The organism is Enterobacter cloacae complex sp. 2024EL-00227, assembly GCF_043945315.1.
Classification (GTDB): Bacteria; Pseudomonadota; Gammaproteobacteria; order Enterobacterales; family Enterobacteriaceae; genus Enterobacter; species Enterobacter roggenkampii.
The window spans coordinates 56,722-70,139 of record NZ_JBIMQP010000004.1; the positions used below are offsets into that span (position 1 = coordinate 56,722).

The following is a 13,418-nucleotide window of genomic DNA, read 5'->3' on the forward strand; positions in this document are numbered from 1 at the left end:
ATTTCTGTTGTGGATTAATTCGGCATGGTTAGCCGTTTGGGAAATAAGCTCACCACTGCACGAAAATGATTCATTGCTTTCACCAGTTCCCGCTTTTCGTCAGTAGTCAGATCACTAATATTGACGCCGTGACGTTCTGCCGGAATTTTTGCCATATAAAAAATGGCTGCCAGTACCCGCTCATTCTGTTTATTATTTACGTCGCGTGGATCGCGCATATCTTTAATAAACCTTTCAAGCTCCGGCTCAATATTCAGACCAAACACTTTAGCCCTCAATTCCGCAATATGGTTCAGTCCGTCCAGGCGTTTACCGGGGCTTAATGGAACAGTCGCCGTAGCGCCTTCAATAGCCATGATTTCCCCTGTTTGGTTGTGGGCAGGTCAGCCAGCAGTTCATCCTGAGAGCGGCACGGGTGCCAGCGTTTGCCATCCTTCCCCATGATCCAGCCGTGACCGTAGTGCATTGCCGGACTTTGCTTAACGAGAAGTGACGCGAAAGATGGTTCTTTAGTCAGCATAACCACCTCAAATCAGACCGAACGAAGCGCCGAGGCCCGTCACGGTATCCACCGCGCTTGCCATCGCCGGGTTAGCCTGCAAACGCGCCTGCATCGAAACGGCAGCCAGTGCCATCAGACGAGTAACAGAGTTAATGCTGCTGATAACATCGCGGCGGCCTGCGGTGGTTTTCACATCGCCCGATACGGCACCGGCAGCAACACGTCCGATTTCAGCAGTAGCGCTCATGACGTAATGGGGCAGCTTCTCTTTTGCCACTTCGTTCATCGGTACGCATGGCAGGCAGTGAATCTGAGCCAGAAAACCGTCAACCAGTGTGGAGTCCTCAGTAAGATCGGTAAGCAGCCAGATTTCCGACGGCGTGAGCTGATGCGGTTGCTCCGGGTTCAGTTTGTTACGCAGCGTCTGGACGTTCATTCCCGCACGTTCTGCCAGCTTCGCCATGTTGTGACGCAATGCGAAAGCTCGGCAGGCTTCATCAAAATGCGGATGTTTGGAAATCTTATAATCAAACATGCAAGCCCCTTAGAAAGTTCTCATAATTGAACTTACAGACCAACAATGACGCGAAAGTTGGAATGACCGAGGGATTCACGAACCTGATCCGTTTTGTACATCAGGTAACGCAGGCTTACGCGACCTTTGTTTTTATCTTTCTTTACCATGTACTTAGCAAGTTGACCATGATGGATTTTTTGATAAACAGACCCTCGTGAAATACCTTCCCATTCCGCGAACTCTGCAGGAGTTGCCATCTCTTTTGGTACACGAATTGAAATATCTGTGCTCATAGTGCAGTATCTCTTAGTTTGGTTTCGTTTTATCTCGTTTCATGTGGTTGAGGTTTGTTTTTCAAACCTTGACCGAATATTAAGATCACATTTTATATACGTCAAGGGTTTTGCTTATGAGATCAATCAAGGTTGGCAATGACAGCGGAGGACGTGAAGCAATCAATAGGCTGATTAAGGCTTACAACTTCAACTCCCGACAGCAACTATGTGACCATCTTTCAGTCTCAAAAAGCACCATGGCAAACAGATACTTAAGAGATAGTTTTCCTGCTGAATGGGTTATACAGTGCGCCCTTGAAACTGGGGTTTCACTACTTTGGTTAGCTACCGGGCAAGGGGATAAAAATGATAATAATGCACAGGAAAATAGTTTTGGTTTTGTGAACCACTCTCACATCAAACCGTTATCCGAGGTAGTAGCTCCTGAAATTGACAAGGCCACATTAGATGGTGGTGCTTTAGTGGACCATGGCAAAGTCATATTGGATAACAGCCTGATCCCCCACAACATGACTAATCCGTGGCTCATCCATACAGATGATGGTTCCTATCTCGTTGACCGTAGCGGCACTCCACCAGTAAATGGCGTGTGGCTCGTTGATATTGATGGAATAAAAACGATAGCAAAGCTTGCTCGTATCCCCGGCAATCGCTTAGTTGTCCAGCAGGGCGAATCATCTTTTGAGTGCAGCCTTGATGATATCGAGGTAGTAGGCCGGGCAGTTAAAGTCATAAAGAGCATCTGACCATGACAATCAGAAAGCAGCCTAACGGGAAATGGTTGTGTGAGTGCTACCCAAACGGGCGCGACGGTAAGCGCGTGCGCAAGCAATTTACGACAAAAGGCGAGGCCATAGCATTCGAAAACCACACTATGGACGAGGTGAACAAAAAACCGTGGCTTGGAGAGAAAGAAGATCGGCGGCATCTGTCAGAAGTGATTGAGCAGTGGCATTCACTTTATGGGCAGACGCTGGCTGACCCCAAACGCCTTATGGCAAAACTCAGCATTATTTGTAATGGCCTTGGTGATCCCATCGCCTCAGAGTTAACCGCAGGCGATTTTACGAAATACCGGGAAGCACGTCTAAAAGGTGAAGTCAAAAATGAAGATGGCGTGCTTATGTCGCCAGTTAAACCCCGCACGGTAAACCTTGAGCAACGCAACCTATCCTCTGTTTTTGGCACGCTGAAAAAGCTGGGCCATTGGTCAGCCCCAAACCCGCTAGCCGGTCTGCCAACATTCAAAATTGCCGAGGGTGAATTGGCGTTCCTAGCCCCGGAAGAAATTAAACGCCTACTGGATTCCTGTGCGGAATCTCAAAGCCCCAGCTTACTGATGATTGCAAAAGTATGCCTAGCCACTGGTGCACGATGGAGTGAAGCAGAAAACCTACAAGGACACCAGCTGTCTAAATATCGCATCACCTACACCAAGACCAAAGGCAAGAAAAACAGAACCGTGCCAATATCACAGGATCTGTATGACGAACTACCTAAGAACAGAGGGAAGTTATTCACGCCATGTAGAAAAGCCTTTGAGCGCGCAGTGAAGCGGGCCGGAATCGATCTGCCAGAAGGTCAATGTACTCATGTGCTGCGCCATACATTCGCCAGCCATTTTATGATGAACGGCGGAAACATACTGGTACTGCGCGATATTCTAGGCCATGCCGATATAAAAATGACAATGGTATATGCTCACTTTGCACCTGATCACCTCGAAGATGCAGTGACAAAAAACCCGCTTCACAATCTCAACTGGAAGCGCTAATTTATGGCGGCATTTTGGCGGCAGAGCATTAAAAACGCATAAAACGGACAAACACCAAATAACACTAACCCACTGTTTATAAAGGTAACTCACTGTTTTTATTATACTAAAAATGGTATGTAGAAATTTCGGACGCGGGTTCAACTCCCGCCAGCTCCACCAAAATTCTTCAAAGATGGTTCCAGAGCCATCCGCAGAAGTCCTGAAAGCCCGCACAGCGCAAGCCCTGCGGGCTTTTTTGTGTCTGTAACTTTCCGACATGATCCGCCTGAATCCAGTCTTAATTGGTACACGTTTAGGTACACGCTATAATATGGACCAAAAACGTGTACCAATTATGGACGGAAACCTGTCATGGCGCGGATTACACGCCCCCTCACCAACAACGAAATTTTAAAAGCTAAACCTGAAGATAAGGACTACACACTGCATGACGGTGATGGCCTTTTCATCCTAATAAAAACGTCTGGGAAGAAACTGTGGCGATTTCGTTATCAACGGCCGGATAGTAGTAGCCGTACAAACCTTAGTCTTGGCTCATATCCTGCTTTAACTCTCGCTGCCGCTCGTCAGATGCGTGATCAGTATTTATCGTTGCTCGTACAAAGAATCGACCCACAAAGGCAACAGGAACAAGCCTCTGAGCAGCGGCAAATCGAATTGGAGAGCATTTTCTCTGTAGTTGCCGGGAATTGGTTTGAGCTTAAGAGAAAAAGCGTTACAGAGGATTATGCGAAGGATATTTGGCGATCGCTGGAGAAAGACATTTTCCCCACGATCGGCGAGATTCCTGTTCAGGAGCTCAAGGCCAGAACGATTATTGAAGCATTGGAACCAATTAAAGCTCGCGGGGCGCTTGAGACAGTTCGCCGCTTGGTTCAGCGCATTAACGAGATCATGATTTATGCAGTCAATACTGGCCTTATTGATGCAAATCCGGCATCAGGGGTTGGAATGGCGTTTGAGAAACCTAAAAAGCAAAACATGCCGACGCTGCGGCCAGAAGAATTGCCTAAGCTCATGCGTTCTTTGATCATGTCAAATCTGTCTGTTCAGACCCGTTGTCTGATTGAGTGGCAACTTTTGACCTTAGCACGCCCTTCAGAGGCTTCTGGTTCACGATGGGACGAGATCGATCTGGAGGCCAAACTATGGATAATTCCAGCGGAACGGATGAAAGCTAAGCGTGAGCACATCGTACCATTATCTCCTCAGGCATTAGAGATTTTAAATGTGATGAAACCAATTAGCGCACATAGAGAACATATTTTTCCTAGCAGGAATGATCCCAAGCTACCAATGAATAGCCAAACTGCAAACGCAGCATTAAAACGCCTTGGCTATGGTAGAAAATTAGTCGCACATGGACTTCGCTCTATAGCAAGTACCGCTATGAATGAGCAAGGTTTTAATTCAGATGTAATCGAAGTAGCATTATCGCATATCGAAAGAAATGAAGTACGAAAAGCATATAATCGGAGTCTTTATTTAAAGCAAAGACAAGAACTAATGAACTGGTGGGGCAATATGGTCTCGGCTTTTAATTATTAGTTTCAGCCGGGCAAGATTAAATTATTTTGCCCGCAAAATAATTTAATCTTCCTCTTCAATTTTTTCTTTAATTGTATCCCAGCTTTCTTCTATATTATATTGCTCTGACTTAATGGTGTCAGATAATTTAGACACAAGAGCCGTAACCCGTCCAGGCTCATAATCCGACCATTCTTTGACCTTATCTAAAACTGCATGAAAAGCATCTTCTTTTAGACGATGTCCAAATTGGATACCAATATTACTCGGAAAAATATTTCCATAGGTTTTCCTAACTTGTTCAGCAGATGGAGATAGTGACAAAAAATTCAAAAGAAACTCAGGCCTCATAATATATTTAGAAGAATGTTTTCGCACGAGTTCTGCAGTATGCTTTTGAATTCTTGTTTGATTTGTTAACCACCAAGTTCCATATCCAAATGGACTGCCGTTATTAGATTCATTGTTTTTAATTCTTAACCCGTAAATACCATGAACTAACAAAGCACTATTATGGGCTAAAACATCATGCTTTTTCTCATCATTTTCAACTAAAGTATCTGCAAGTTCCTTTACCTCTTTTGCATTTGAGTAGGAGGATAGTTCCTCATTTTCGATAAAAGTTAGACTATATTCTGAAACCAAATATCTCTTCAATTCTTCCCTGCCAGAGTTATTAGTAATTTCATCATAACTTACAAACTGATTAATATAACTCTCCCAAGTGCGTACTAAACCTGCTTTCCGGGCATAAAAATAAGCTCTAATAAGTATTTTTGAACTATTTCTTGCTATCTCTGTAGTTATATGGTTTTCAATTGTCCTAAAGTGATTATGAAACTCGTAGTTAGTATTTCTTATATGAGTATACACTTCTTCCAAAACTGCAGTTGACATCCTTAACTTAACACCACTCAACGCAGCAGATTGAAGTAAGTTTTTACATTGCTGATCTTCTTTTTGTAAATACCTTTCAGATAAAGCTTTGACAATTATATCTGAACCTAAAAATAGCATAAATTTACTACACATTGAACTAAAGTAGTCAACTATTCTCGGGTCTGCTTTTAATGTAAACAACAAAACATAAGTTTTAGAGAGTTGTAGTAAATATTTTCTTTGATTTTCTGTGCTGTGATAAAAAACATCATTTAAAATTTTTTCAATATAGTTTCTATAGTCTGCGATATCCTCTGGTTTTATTTTTGATTTTATAAGCACATCCTCAATGCAATCGCTTATTACAAGTTCTTTTTCATTGACAGAACTATCAGGATCTGAAATAAAGGACGCTAACATTAATCCCTGCCTTTCGAAAACCCTCTGAATAATTACCTTAGTAAGTTCAGAAATCACTTGGCAGCGTTTAGGAGACAAACTAAATTTCAAATTACACTGTTCTTTAATTTCCTTCATAAAATCAATCGCAAGCAACTCATCTACGGAGTTCTCAAGTTTGATTGCTTCTCTTGTTTCAAATGGCAAACAATACTTTTTATCATTTTTGTACCATCGAATTTCTCTGCCATTAACTTCTTTTGACTTTAAACTACTCAGCCTATTTTTTAAGTTATTATTGATAAAATAATTAGCCCAAGGAAAGCTTGAAATTATAGCTTCTTTAATCTCCTCTTTATTCATAAATAAGCCCTTATCTGGATCGGTGTCACGTAATGCCCAAAGAATTAATGTATCAGTAATAGAATGTATTAACTTCCTATTCCCTTGTGATTCTGACATTTCATGTTGAAGAAAAACAAAAACTGAAGGATCTTTAACAAAATCTGAAAACCCCAATTCTGTAGAGGCACCTACTTTAGATAAATGTTCGGTTTTACTAGCCAAAAACTGATAGTATGCAGCTTTAGTAGCTTGGGTGTCGTTTATATGGACACCTATGTATTTTGCGTCTCTTATTTTGATAATCACCCCTAACTCTTCAGATAATTCATCCTCCTCTTTGTCAATATGAGATATTACCTTAGATGTCACATAATAGAGCACTCTAGGTGTTCTATTGAAATCCTTTAACCTATTTATCGTCATCCTTATCTTTGACTTGTAATCCGATTGAATCGTCATTTGATAGAAAACATTGGTTGATTCAGCCTGATACAACTCTTTATCACTAAGGCCATCAGCACCGCCATCATGAACACCTCCCAATGGAATAAAATTCCTTCCTTCTAAGGCTGCCATAAATGCACATGCAAAGTCCTCAAATTCAAAACCCGTCACTTTGTTAAGCGCCACTTCAAATAATTCTTTCTTGACAAAATTATTCATGCAATTTCCTTATCTAATATTTTTAGAAGACGACTCATTAAACATAATTTTTAGGGGTTTATAATATCATATACTACAAAATCTTATAGTTATATCTATTTAAATCCATCAAGAAATCTAACACTCTGAAAAAAAAGAAGATTTTTATTGTGACGTCTATTGTCGCCTTCTTAAACGCTTTCTGCAACACCTGCCCATAAAGTATAAGACGTTTTCATACGGGACTACATGGAGGCTCATGAACGTCAAAACCAACCTTGCATTTGTGCATTTAGATAAATCAGAAGGAAAGCAATTTGAAACTTCTCTTCCTAACACAAATATAGCTTATTACCTCTGCATCCTACTGTTTTTACTCGCTCCTCATTTGACTTCATATAACCATTTACTCCCAACAATAACTCTGCACCAGTTACATATCCGTGCAGAGCAGCAACACGTTCAAGTCTCGAAAACCCACATTATTAATGGCGCGCAATGCTATCCCCGCCACGCCTGCCCGCTTAAGGGGGCGCATTTAATGCAGGTGCATGACCGGCATCAGGGCGCGCCAGTGCTGGCGCTGGCGGGGGTTCCAGTATCGGTAAAACGCATGCAAAACCATGCACCTTATGCATGCATGGCTTTTTTAGGGGAAAAAGGCGGGATTTTCGGGAATTTTTGAAAGGACTACTGCGCGGCCAGCTCTGCGCGTCGGCGGGTGTAATTCAGGTTCTGTGCAGGTGTGAATTTTTCACGACTATCATCGCGCGAAGCCGCGTCAGGCCTGAATCCGATGGCCGTCAAAATGTCATTATCCTGCGCCGAATAATTAATTTTTTCTCCGGCGGCCAGCCAGACCTGTAGCGCCTCACGCATATAGTCAACTGAGTGCTGCATGGCGCAGCGCTGAACGGCGGAATGTTGCCCGGAATAATTCATCAGCTCGGGGGCGAGGGCGGCGGCCAGCTCCGCGCCGTGCGCCTGCATAAAATCATTTAATCGGTCGCGGATGCTGATGCGCTGCACCTCCTCATGCGAGCGGATATAACGCCCGGCAGCCTGGTTAATTTCCCACTTTTTCACGTCGATAATCTCGCGCAGTGTTTGCAGGTTCCGGCCGCTGTGGCCGCTACCGGCAAGCTGTTCGCGGTATGCCTGTTCGGCCTGAGTCAGTTCTTCCATGCGTTGCAGCCAGGCGGATTTATTTGTCTGACAGGCCTCAAAGGCTTTCTGTAGCGTCAGTGTGGTCACGTAAGTTTCTCCTGATGACTGGTCGTGTTTAAGCGCCCGCACGGTTAACGGTGGCTGCCGGTTCGGATGCAGGAATGACCGGCTCTGTCGGCGGCGAACAGATAATCCCGTCAACGGATTCAAGCGTGCGGAAAGTTGCCGAGCACTCGATATTCACGCACTGGTGATAGCGCTGTTTAACGTTCTCTGACAGATAACGACTGGTGCGGGCGTGTGCGCTGGTTTTGCAGAACGGACAGTGAAACATACTTATGCCTCGACCTTAGTGCCGTCATTTTCAGACAGCTTTCTGGCGAGCATCATTCTCTTCGCCGGGCTGCGTAACAGCTCCATATCCACACCGGTAATCTGTGGCCGGTGCATGCCCGTCACGGACAATACCGGCTCCTGCTTCATATCGAACTGATACAGGCTGCCCTGACGGCTCAGCGCATCGCGCAGCTCGCCGATGGCCACGGACTGCGGTGCGCTGTCACCCTTCATTTCGAGGGCACGAATGCGCAGCAGGAAAGCACGAATGAGCGCGGCGGGGAGCGTGTTGACCGCCTGAGCCCATTCCGCACCGGCATAAGTGGTAAAGGCATCATCATGCGCTGACAGGTATTTACTGGCGGTCGAGCAGGCATTCAGCATGGCGCGTGTCCGGTCAGTTTCCAGCTCCGCAATCAGGCCGGTGAACTCGTCGGCCAGCTCGCGACTGGCGATACGCTTGCTGTGCTCAGCTTTCATTTCAGGGGTGAGATTGCCGCGCAGGGTGCGGAAGCGACTGCGCCAGTCCTGCTCCGCCTCTGCACTCTCACTGAGGGCGGTCTGCCGCTCCTGCTTACAGCGTTCAATGGACGTATCAATCTCTTTCAGTTCCTGCATGCTGGCCGCGTGCGTGTCTCTGGCCGCAGTGAATGCGCTCAGCTTGTCGGTGATGCGCTGGCTGCTCTCTGCTGACTGTTGAGCGGCTACATTCTGCAGGGCGGTAATGACTGTTTCGGGTTTCATGTTCAGGCTCTCCGTGTGTTCAACCTGAAATGATTCTGCCCTTCATGACACAACATCTCGATTCATTGCAGTTGTGGCAGTTCTGGCACAAACAGCACCCAAAACCCGGCTGGCCAGAGAAAGGCCTCAGCAAAACCTTACTCATCGTTTGTTTTTTTACTTATAACTATTCACCACTGTTCATCTTAAATAAAAATATAAATAATACAGTAAGATAAGGGGTGAACAGTTGCAGGTCTGACTGTTCACCGTCTGTTCACCACTGTTCACCCTCCTGTTTTGCTCTGTCTATACCACTTAGACTTTATTTCGATTAAAAATGAAAAAGGTATAACTAAAAGAAATCGAAATTGCTGCATTGTAATGCAGTGATTTGCATATCTTTGCCAGCGTTTGTCTTTGTTTGCCAGAGCGAAAAGTCAATGTTTGTTTCCCCGAAAATCTCACATGACCTGAGGAAAAATATAGACATAATAAGGAGCTACCCGAAGCCGGACGGACATGACCGGCACTGTATGGACTTTATGAGGTAGCCCGATGCACACCGCTTTTTCTTCCCCGTCTTCTGCCCCTGCCGCACCACTGATGCCGGTTTCTGATGCCGTTCAGGAGCGCTTTATCCGCCTGCCTGAAGTGATGCATCTGTGCGGCCTGTCCCGGTCAACCATTTACGACCTCATCAGCCGCGAGGCTTTCCCGAAACAAATCAGCCTAGGCGGCAAAAACGTGGCGTGGGCGCAGTCTGAAATCACCGCATGGATGGCAGATCGCATTGCCGAACGTAACCGGGGCTATGACGCATGATGATGACCGTTCAGCAAACAGACCCTTTTTCTGGCTTGCTTCCTGTCGCCGTTTCCAGGTATAGTTTTCCCGCTGTCGCAAAATCGACAGCCGGAATTGGCGTTCCGCGAAACTCAATGGCGACACCAGACGCGCCGTGCGTCTTTTTTTTCGTCGTAGCTCAGGCACACCCATTTTCCGGGCTGTGGTGTCTTTTTATACACCATGGTTCCAGCAAGATAATGGTAGTCCGGGCGGGGCAGCCTTCGGGCTGGCCGGTATCCATTGAGGCCGGTTACGCCAACCCCGTTCGGGCTGCCACCAGTGAAATTGGCGTTTCCGGTGGTAGCAGTAACCGCTACTCAATGGAGGCTGCCATCATGGCTACTATCCTCACCCCGTCACACCCTCAATTCGTCTTTGTGTTTGCCGCCGTTCGTCGCGCAGACCGTAAGCCCCGCATTTGTATGCTTCGCACCGTTGCCGGTGATGAACACGCTGCACGTCGTTCCCTCGTTCGCGATTACGTCCTCTCGTTTGCTGGCCGTCTGCCGGTTGCGGAGGTGCGCGCATGAGACACACCACCATTTCCGCCCGTGATCTCGAATGCCTTGAGCACATGCGCAATGTCGGCCAGCTCGTCAATGAGCTGATGCAGGTGCAGGACTGCGCCACCGTTTGTCGTGACCCTGCGCAGCAGTCGCAACTCACCTCCGTGATTTACCTTATGACCGCCCAGCTCGACGGCGTGGTCGAACGCTGCAATCAGCGCTGGCTGACCGGGGAGGGAAACGTATGAAAAAGCCATTACCCCCCGTATTACGCGCCGCGCTGTATCGTCGCGCCGTGGCATGTGCATGGCTGACAGTATGCGAACATCAGCACCGCTACCCGCACCTCACCCTCGACGCGCTGGAAAGCGCCATTACCGACGAACTGGAGGGCTTCTACCTGCGCCAGCACGGCGAGGAAAAAGGCCGTCTGATTGCCTGTGCACTGCTGGAAGATTTAATGGAAGCCGGACCACTCAAAGCCGCGCCCTCACTGTCCTTTCTCGGGCTGGCCGTGATGGATGAACTCTGCGCCCGTCACATGCAATCGCCTGTTGTGCACTGAGGGAGAAAATAACGATGAAAATGAACGTAACGGAAACCGTAAAACAGGCGTGCGGCCACTGGCCACGCATTCTCCCGGCGCTGGGTGTGAAGGTCATGAAAAACCGGCATCAGGCCTGTCCGGTGTGCGGCGGTTCTGACCGTTTCCGCTTTGACGATAAAGAGGGACGCGGGACATGGCTCTGCAATCAGTGCGGCGCGGGTGACGGGCTTAAGCTGGTAGAGAAAGTATTCGGCGTAACCGCATCAGAGGCTGCCGAGAAGGTGAACGCCGTGACCGGCAACCTGCCGCCGGTTGCCCCGGAAGTGATTGCGGCCGCAGAGGCTGAAACGGAGGCTGACCGCAAAGCGGCCGCCGCGCTGGCCGTCAGACTGATGGAGAAAACCCGCACGGCCAGTGGCAACGCCTATCTGACCCGCAAGGGCTTCCCTGACCGGGAATGTCCGGTACTGTCGGTCATGCATAAAACCGGCGGCTTGACGTTCCGCGCCGGTGATGTGGTTGTCCCGCTATATGACGATACCGGCGCACTGGTTAACCTTCAGCTTATCAGTTCTGAGGGGCTCAAACGCACCCTGAAAGGCGGTCAGGTAAAAGGAGCGTGTCACACCATCGAAGGAAAAAAACAGGCCGGAAAACGCCTGTGGATTGCGGAGGGCTATGCAACCGCGCTCACCGTGCATCACCTGACCGGCGAAACCGTCATGGTGGCACTGTCGTCCGTGAACCTCCTTTCTCTGGCGAGCCTTGCCCGTCAGAAACACCCGGCCTGTCAGATTGTGCTCGCCGCCGACCGCGACCTTAACGGCGACGGCCAGAACAAAGCCGCAGCGGCCGCAGAAACCTGTGAGGGTGTTGTTGCCCTGCCGCCGGTGTTTGGTGACTGGAATGATGCGTTTATGCAGAATGGCTGGGAGGCCACGCGAAAAGCGATTTATGACGCCATCCGGCCACCGATGCAAAGTCCGTTTGATACCATGAGCGAGGCGGAGTTTACCGCCATGAGCGCCAGTGACAAGGCTCTGCGGGTGCATGAGCATTACGGTGAAGCGCTGGCGGTGGATGCGAACGGCCAGCTCCTGTCCCGCTATGAAGCAGGGATATGGAAAGTCGTTCAGCCGTCCAGTTTCGAACGCGACGTAGCCGGGCTTTTCCAGCGCCTGCGCGCCCCGTTCTCGTCGGGGAGAATCACCTCAGTGGTGGAGACGCTGAAGCTGATTATTCCTCAGCAGGTCGCACCGGCACGCCGTCTGATTGGTTTTCGCAACGGGGTACTCGATACCCAAAGCGGCCTGTTCAGCCCACACAGCAAATCGCACTGGCTGCGCACGCTGTGCGACGTGGATTTTACCCCGCCGGTGGAAGGCGAAATGCTGGAGACCCACGCGCCGAATTTCTGGCGCTGGCTCGACCGGGCGGCCGGTAAAAATCCACAAAAGCGCGACGTGATTCTGGCCGCGCTGTTTATGGTGCTGGCGAACCGCTACGACTGGCAGCTCTTTCTCGAAGTCACTGGTCCCGGCGGGAGTGGGAAAAGTATTCTGGCCGAAATTGCGACCCTGCTCGCCGGAGAGGATAACGCCACGTCGGCCGATATCGACACGCTGGAAGACCCGCGCAAGCGTGCATCCCTGATTGGTTTCTCGCTGATACGTCTGCCTGACCAGGAAAAATGGAGCGGTGACGGTGCAGGGCTGAAGGCCATCACCGGCGGTGATGCGGTCTCGGTTGACCCGAAATACCAGAACCCGTATTCAACGCATATTCCGGCGGTCATTCTGGCCGTGAACAATAATCCGATGCGCTTCACCGACCGCAGCGGCGGTGTGTCACGTCGCCGGGTGATTATTCATTTCCCGGAGCAGATTGCCCCGGAGGAACGCGACCCGCAGCTCAGGGATAAAATTGCGCGCGAGCTGGCCGTTATCGTGCGCCAGCTTATGCAGAAATTCAGCGACCCTATGACCGCCCGCGCACTGCTCCAGTCGCAGCAGAACTCCGACGAGGCGCTCAGTATCAAGCGCGATGCTGACCCGACGTTTGATTTTTGCGGCTATCTGGAAATGCTGCCGCAGACCAACGGGATGTTTATGGGTAATGCCAGCATCGTCCCGCGCAATTACCGTAAATATCTCTATCACGCGTATCTGGCCTATATGGAGGCTAACGGATACAGGAACGTGCTCAGCCTGAAAATGTTCGGGCTGGGGCTGCCCATGATGCTGAAAGAGTACGGCCTGAATTATGAAAAGCGGCACACAAAGCAGGGGATACAAACTAACCTGTCGCTGAAAGAAGAAAGCTACGGCGACTGGCTGCCGAAATGCGACGAACCCGCAGCGACATAACCAACTCCAGACCGGCAACAGCCGGTCTTTTTCTTTCCGG

At 48.6% G+C, this 13,418-nt stretch carries 17 protein-coding genes; 9 read left to right on the top strand and 8 right to left on the bottom strand.

The features are described 5' to 3' along the window. Positions 1 to 14: 14 nt before the first annotated feature. Genes ACHH0Z_RS08845 through ACHH0Z_RS08860 form a run of 4 tightly spaced genes read right to left on the bottom strand, consistent with a single transcriptional unit; the run spans position 15 to position 1,312 of the window. Positions 15 to 356 (bottom strand): DUF5347 domain-containing protein, encoded by a 342-nt coding sequence (locus ACHH0Z_RS08845; RefSeq protein ID WP_395149524.1) that lies wholly within the window; start codon positions 354 to 356, stop codon positions 15 to 17. Continuing rightward, positions 320 to 520 (bottom strand): phage filamentation protein Fil family protein, encoded by a 201-nt coding sequence (locus tag ACHH0Z_RS08850; RefSeq protein WP_395149525.1) that lies wholly within the window; start codon positions 518 to 520, stop codon positions 320 to 322. The genes ACHH0Z_RS08845 and ACHH0Z_RS08850 overlap by 37 nt, the downstream gene beginning before the upstream one ends. 7 nt (positions 521 to 527) lie before the next feature. Continuing rightward, entirely contained in the window at positions 528 to 1,037 is a 510-nt protein-coding gene (locus tag ACHH0Z_RS08855) for a phage regulatory CII family protein (RefSeq protein ID WP_180261551.1), read from the bottom strand. A 32-nt stretch (positions 1,038 to 1,069) separates the two neighbouring features. Continuing rightward, positions 1,070 to 1,312, bottom strand: a complete 243-nt coding sequence (locus ACHH0Z_RS08860; protein WP_180261550.1) for a Rha family transcriptional regulator — start codon at positions 1,310 to 1,312, stop codon at positions 1,070 to 1,072. Between the two features lie 116 nt (positions 1,313 to 1,428). Here ACHH0Z_RS08860 and ACHH0Z_RS08865 point away from each other — a divergent pair, with 116 nt between their 5' ends. The 3 genes from ACHH0Z_RS08865 (at position 1,429) to ACHH0Z_RS08875 (ending at position 4,640) form a co-directional block, all read left to right on the top strand. Continuing rightward, entirely contained in the window at positions 1,429 to 2,061 is a 633-nt protein-coding gene (locus tag ACHH0Z_RS08865; protein WP_395149526.1) for a phage repressor protein CI, read from the top strand. Between the two features lie 2 nt (positions 2,062 to 2,063). Further along, positions 2,064 to 3,089 (top strand): site-specific integrase, encoded by a 1,026-nt coding sequence (locus ACHH0Z_RS08870; RefSeq protein ID WP_322499704.1) that lies wholly within the window; start codon positions 2,064 to 2,066, stop codon positions 3,087 to 3,089. A gap of 354 nt (positions 3,090 to 3,443) precedes the next feature. After that, entirely contained in the window at positions 3,444 to 4,640 is a 1,197-nt protein-coding gene (locus ACHH0Z_RS08875) for an integrase domain-containing protein (RefSeq protein WP_047722569.1), read from the top strand. Between the two features lie 42 nt (positions 4,641 to 4,682). Here the strand turns inward: ACHH0Z_RS08875 and ACHH0Z_RS08880 are convergent, their stop codons facing one another. Then, positions 4,683 to 6,905: a hypothetical protein gene (locus ACHH0Z_RS08880; RefSeq protein WP_032712322.1), complete on the bottom strand. Its 2,223-nt coding sequence runs from the start codon at positions 6,903 to 6,905 to the stop codon at positions 4,683 to 4,685. A 238-nt stretch (positions 6,906 to 7,143) separates the two neighbouring features. Here ACHH0Z_RS08880 and ACHH0Z_RS08885 point away from each other — a divergent pair, with 238 nt between their 5' ends. After that, positions 7,144 to 7,569, top strand: coding sequence for a hypothetical protein (locus ACHH0Z_RS08885; RefSeq protein WP_239519693.1), 426 nt, complete (start codon positions 7,144 to 7,146; stop codon positions 7,567 to 7,569). Positions 7,570 to 7,574: 5 nt separating this feature from the next. On the opposite strand, the gene ACHH0Z_RS08890 is transcribed toward ACHH0Z_RS08885, so the two are convergent. From ACHH0Z_RS08890 to ACHH0Z_RS08900, 3 genes are read right to left on the bottom strand one after another with little or no spacing between them, the layout of a single operon-like run. Further along, positions 7,575 to 8,138 (bottom strand): phage polarity suppression protein, encoded by a 564-nt coding sequence (locus tag ACHH0Z_RS08890; protein WP_045408793.1) that lies wholly within the window; start codon positions 8,136 to 8,138, stop codon positions 7,575 to 7,577. Between the two features lie 28 nt (positions 8,139 to 8,166). Next, positions 8,167 to 8,385, bottom strand: a complete 219-nt coding sequence (locus tag ACHH0Z_RS08895; RefSeq protein WP_045408790.1) for an ogr/Delta-like zinc finger family protein — start codon at positions 8,383 to 8,385, stop codon at positions 8,167 to 8,169. 2 nt (positions 8,386 to 8,387) lie between these two features. Further along, positions 8,388 to 9,131: a hypothetical protein gene (locus tag ACHH0Z_RS08900; protein ID WP_032712328.1), complete on the bottom strand. Its 744-nt coding sequence runs from the start codon at positions 9,129 to 9,131 to the stop codon at positions 8,388 to 8,390. Positions 9,132 to 9,668: 537 nt separating this feature from the next. On the opposite strand from ACHH0Z_RS08900, the gene ACHH0Z_RS08905 reads away from it, so the two are divergent. From ACHH0Z_RS08905 to ACHH0Z_RS08925, 5 genes are read left to right on the top strand one after another with little or no spacing between them, the layout of a single operon-like run. Beyond that, the gene (locus tag ACHH0Z_RS08905) at positions 9,669 to 9,935 is read left to right on the top strand and encodes an AlpA family transcriptional regulator (RefSeq protein ID WP_023165627.1); all 267 of its coding nucleotides are present in this window, start codon (positions 9,669 to 9,671) and stop codon (positions 9,933 to 9,935) included. Further along, a complete protein-coding gene (locus ACHH0Z_RS08910) occupies positions 9,932 to 10,489 on the top strand; it encodes a host cell division inhibitor Icd-like protein (RefSeq protein ID WP_032712334.1) in 558 nt (185 codons plus the stop codon). The genes ACHH0Z_RS08905 and ACHH0Z_RS08910 overlap by 4 nt, the downstream gene beginning before the upstream one ends. After that, the gene (locus ACHH0Z_RS08915) at positions 10,486 to 10,713 is read left to right on the top strand and encodes a hypothetical protein (RefSeq protein ID WP_032712336.1); all 228 of its coding nucleotides are present in this window, start codon (positions 10,486 to 10,488) and stop codon (positions 10,711 to 10,713) included. Before ACHH0Z_RS08910 ends, ACHH0Z_RS08915 begins: the two co-directional genes overlap by 4 nt. After that, positions 10,710 to 11,030 carry a DUF5375 domain-containing protein gene (locus ACHH0Z_RS08920; RefSeq protein WP_032712337.1) on the top strand — a complete coding sequence of 107 codons (321 nt, stop codon included), beginning with the start codon at positions 10,710 to 10,712 and terminating at the stop codon, positions 11,028 to 11,030. The genes ACHH0Z_RS08915 and ACHH0Z_RS08920 overlap by 4 nt, the downstream gene beginning before the upstream one ends. Positions 11,031 to 11,044: 14 nt before the next feature. Continuing rightward, positions 11,045 to 13,378 (top strand): primase-helicase zinc-binding domain-containing protein, encoded by a 2,334-nt coding sequence (locus ACHH0Z_RS08925; RefSeq protein ID WP_032712339.1) that lies wholly within the window; start codon positions 11,045 to 11,047, stop codon positions 13,376 to 13,378. Positions 13,379 to 13,418 lie beyond the last annotated feature (40 nt).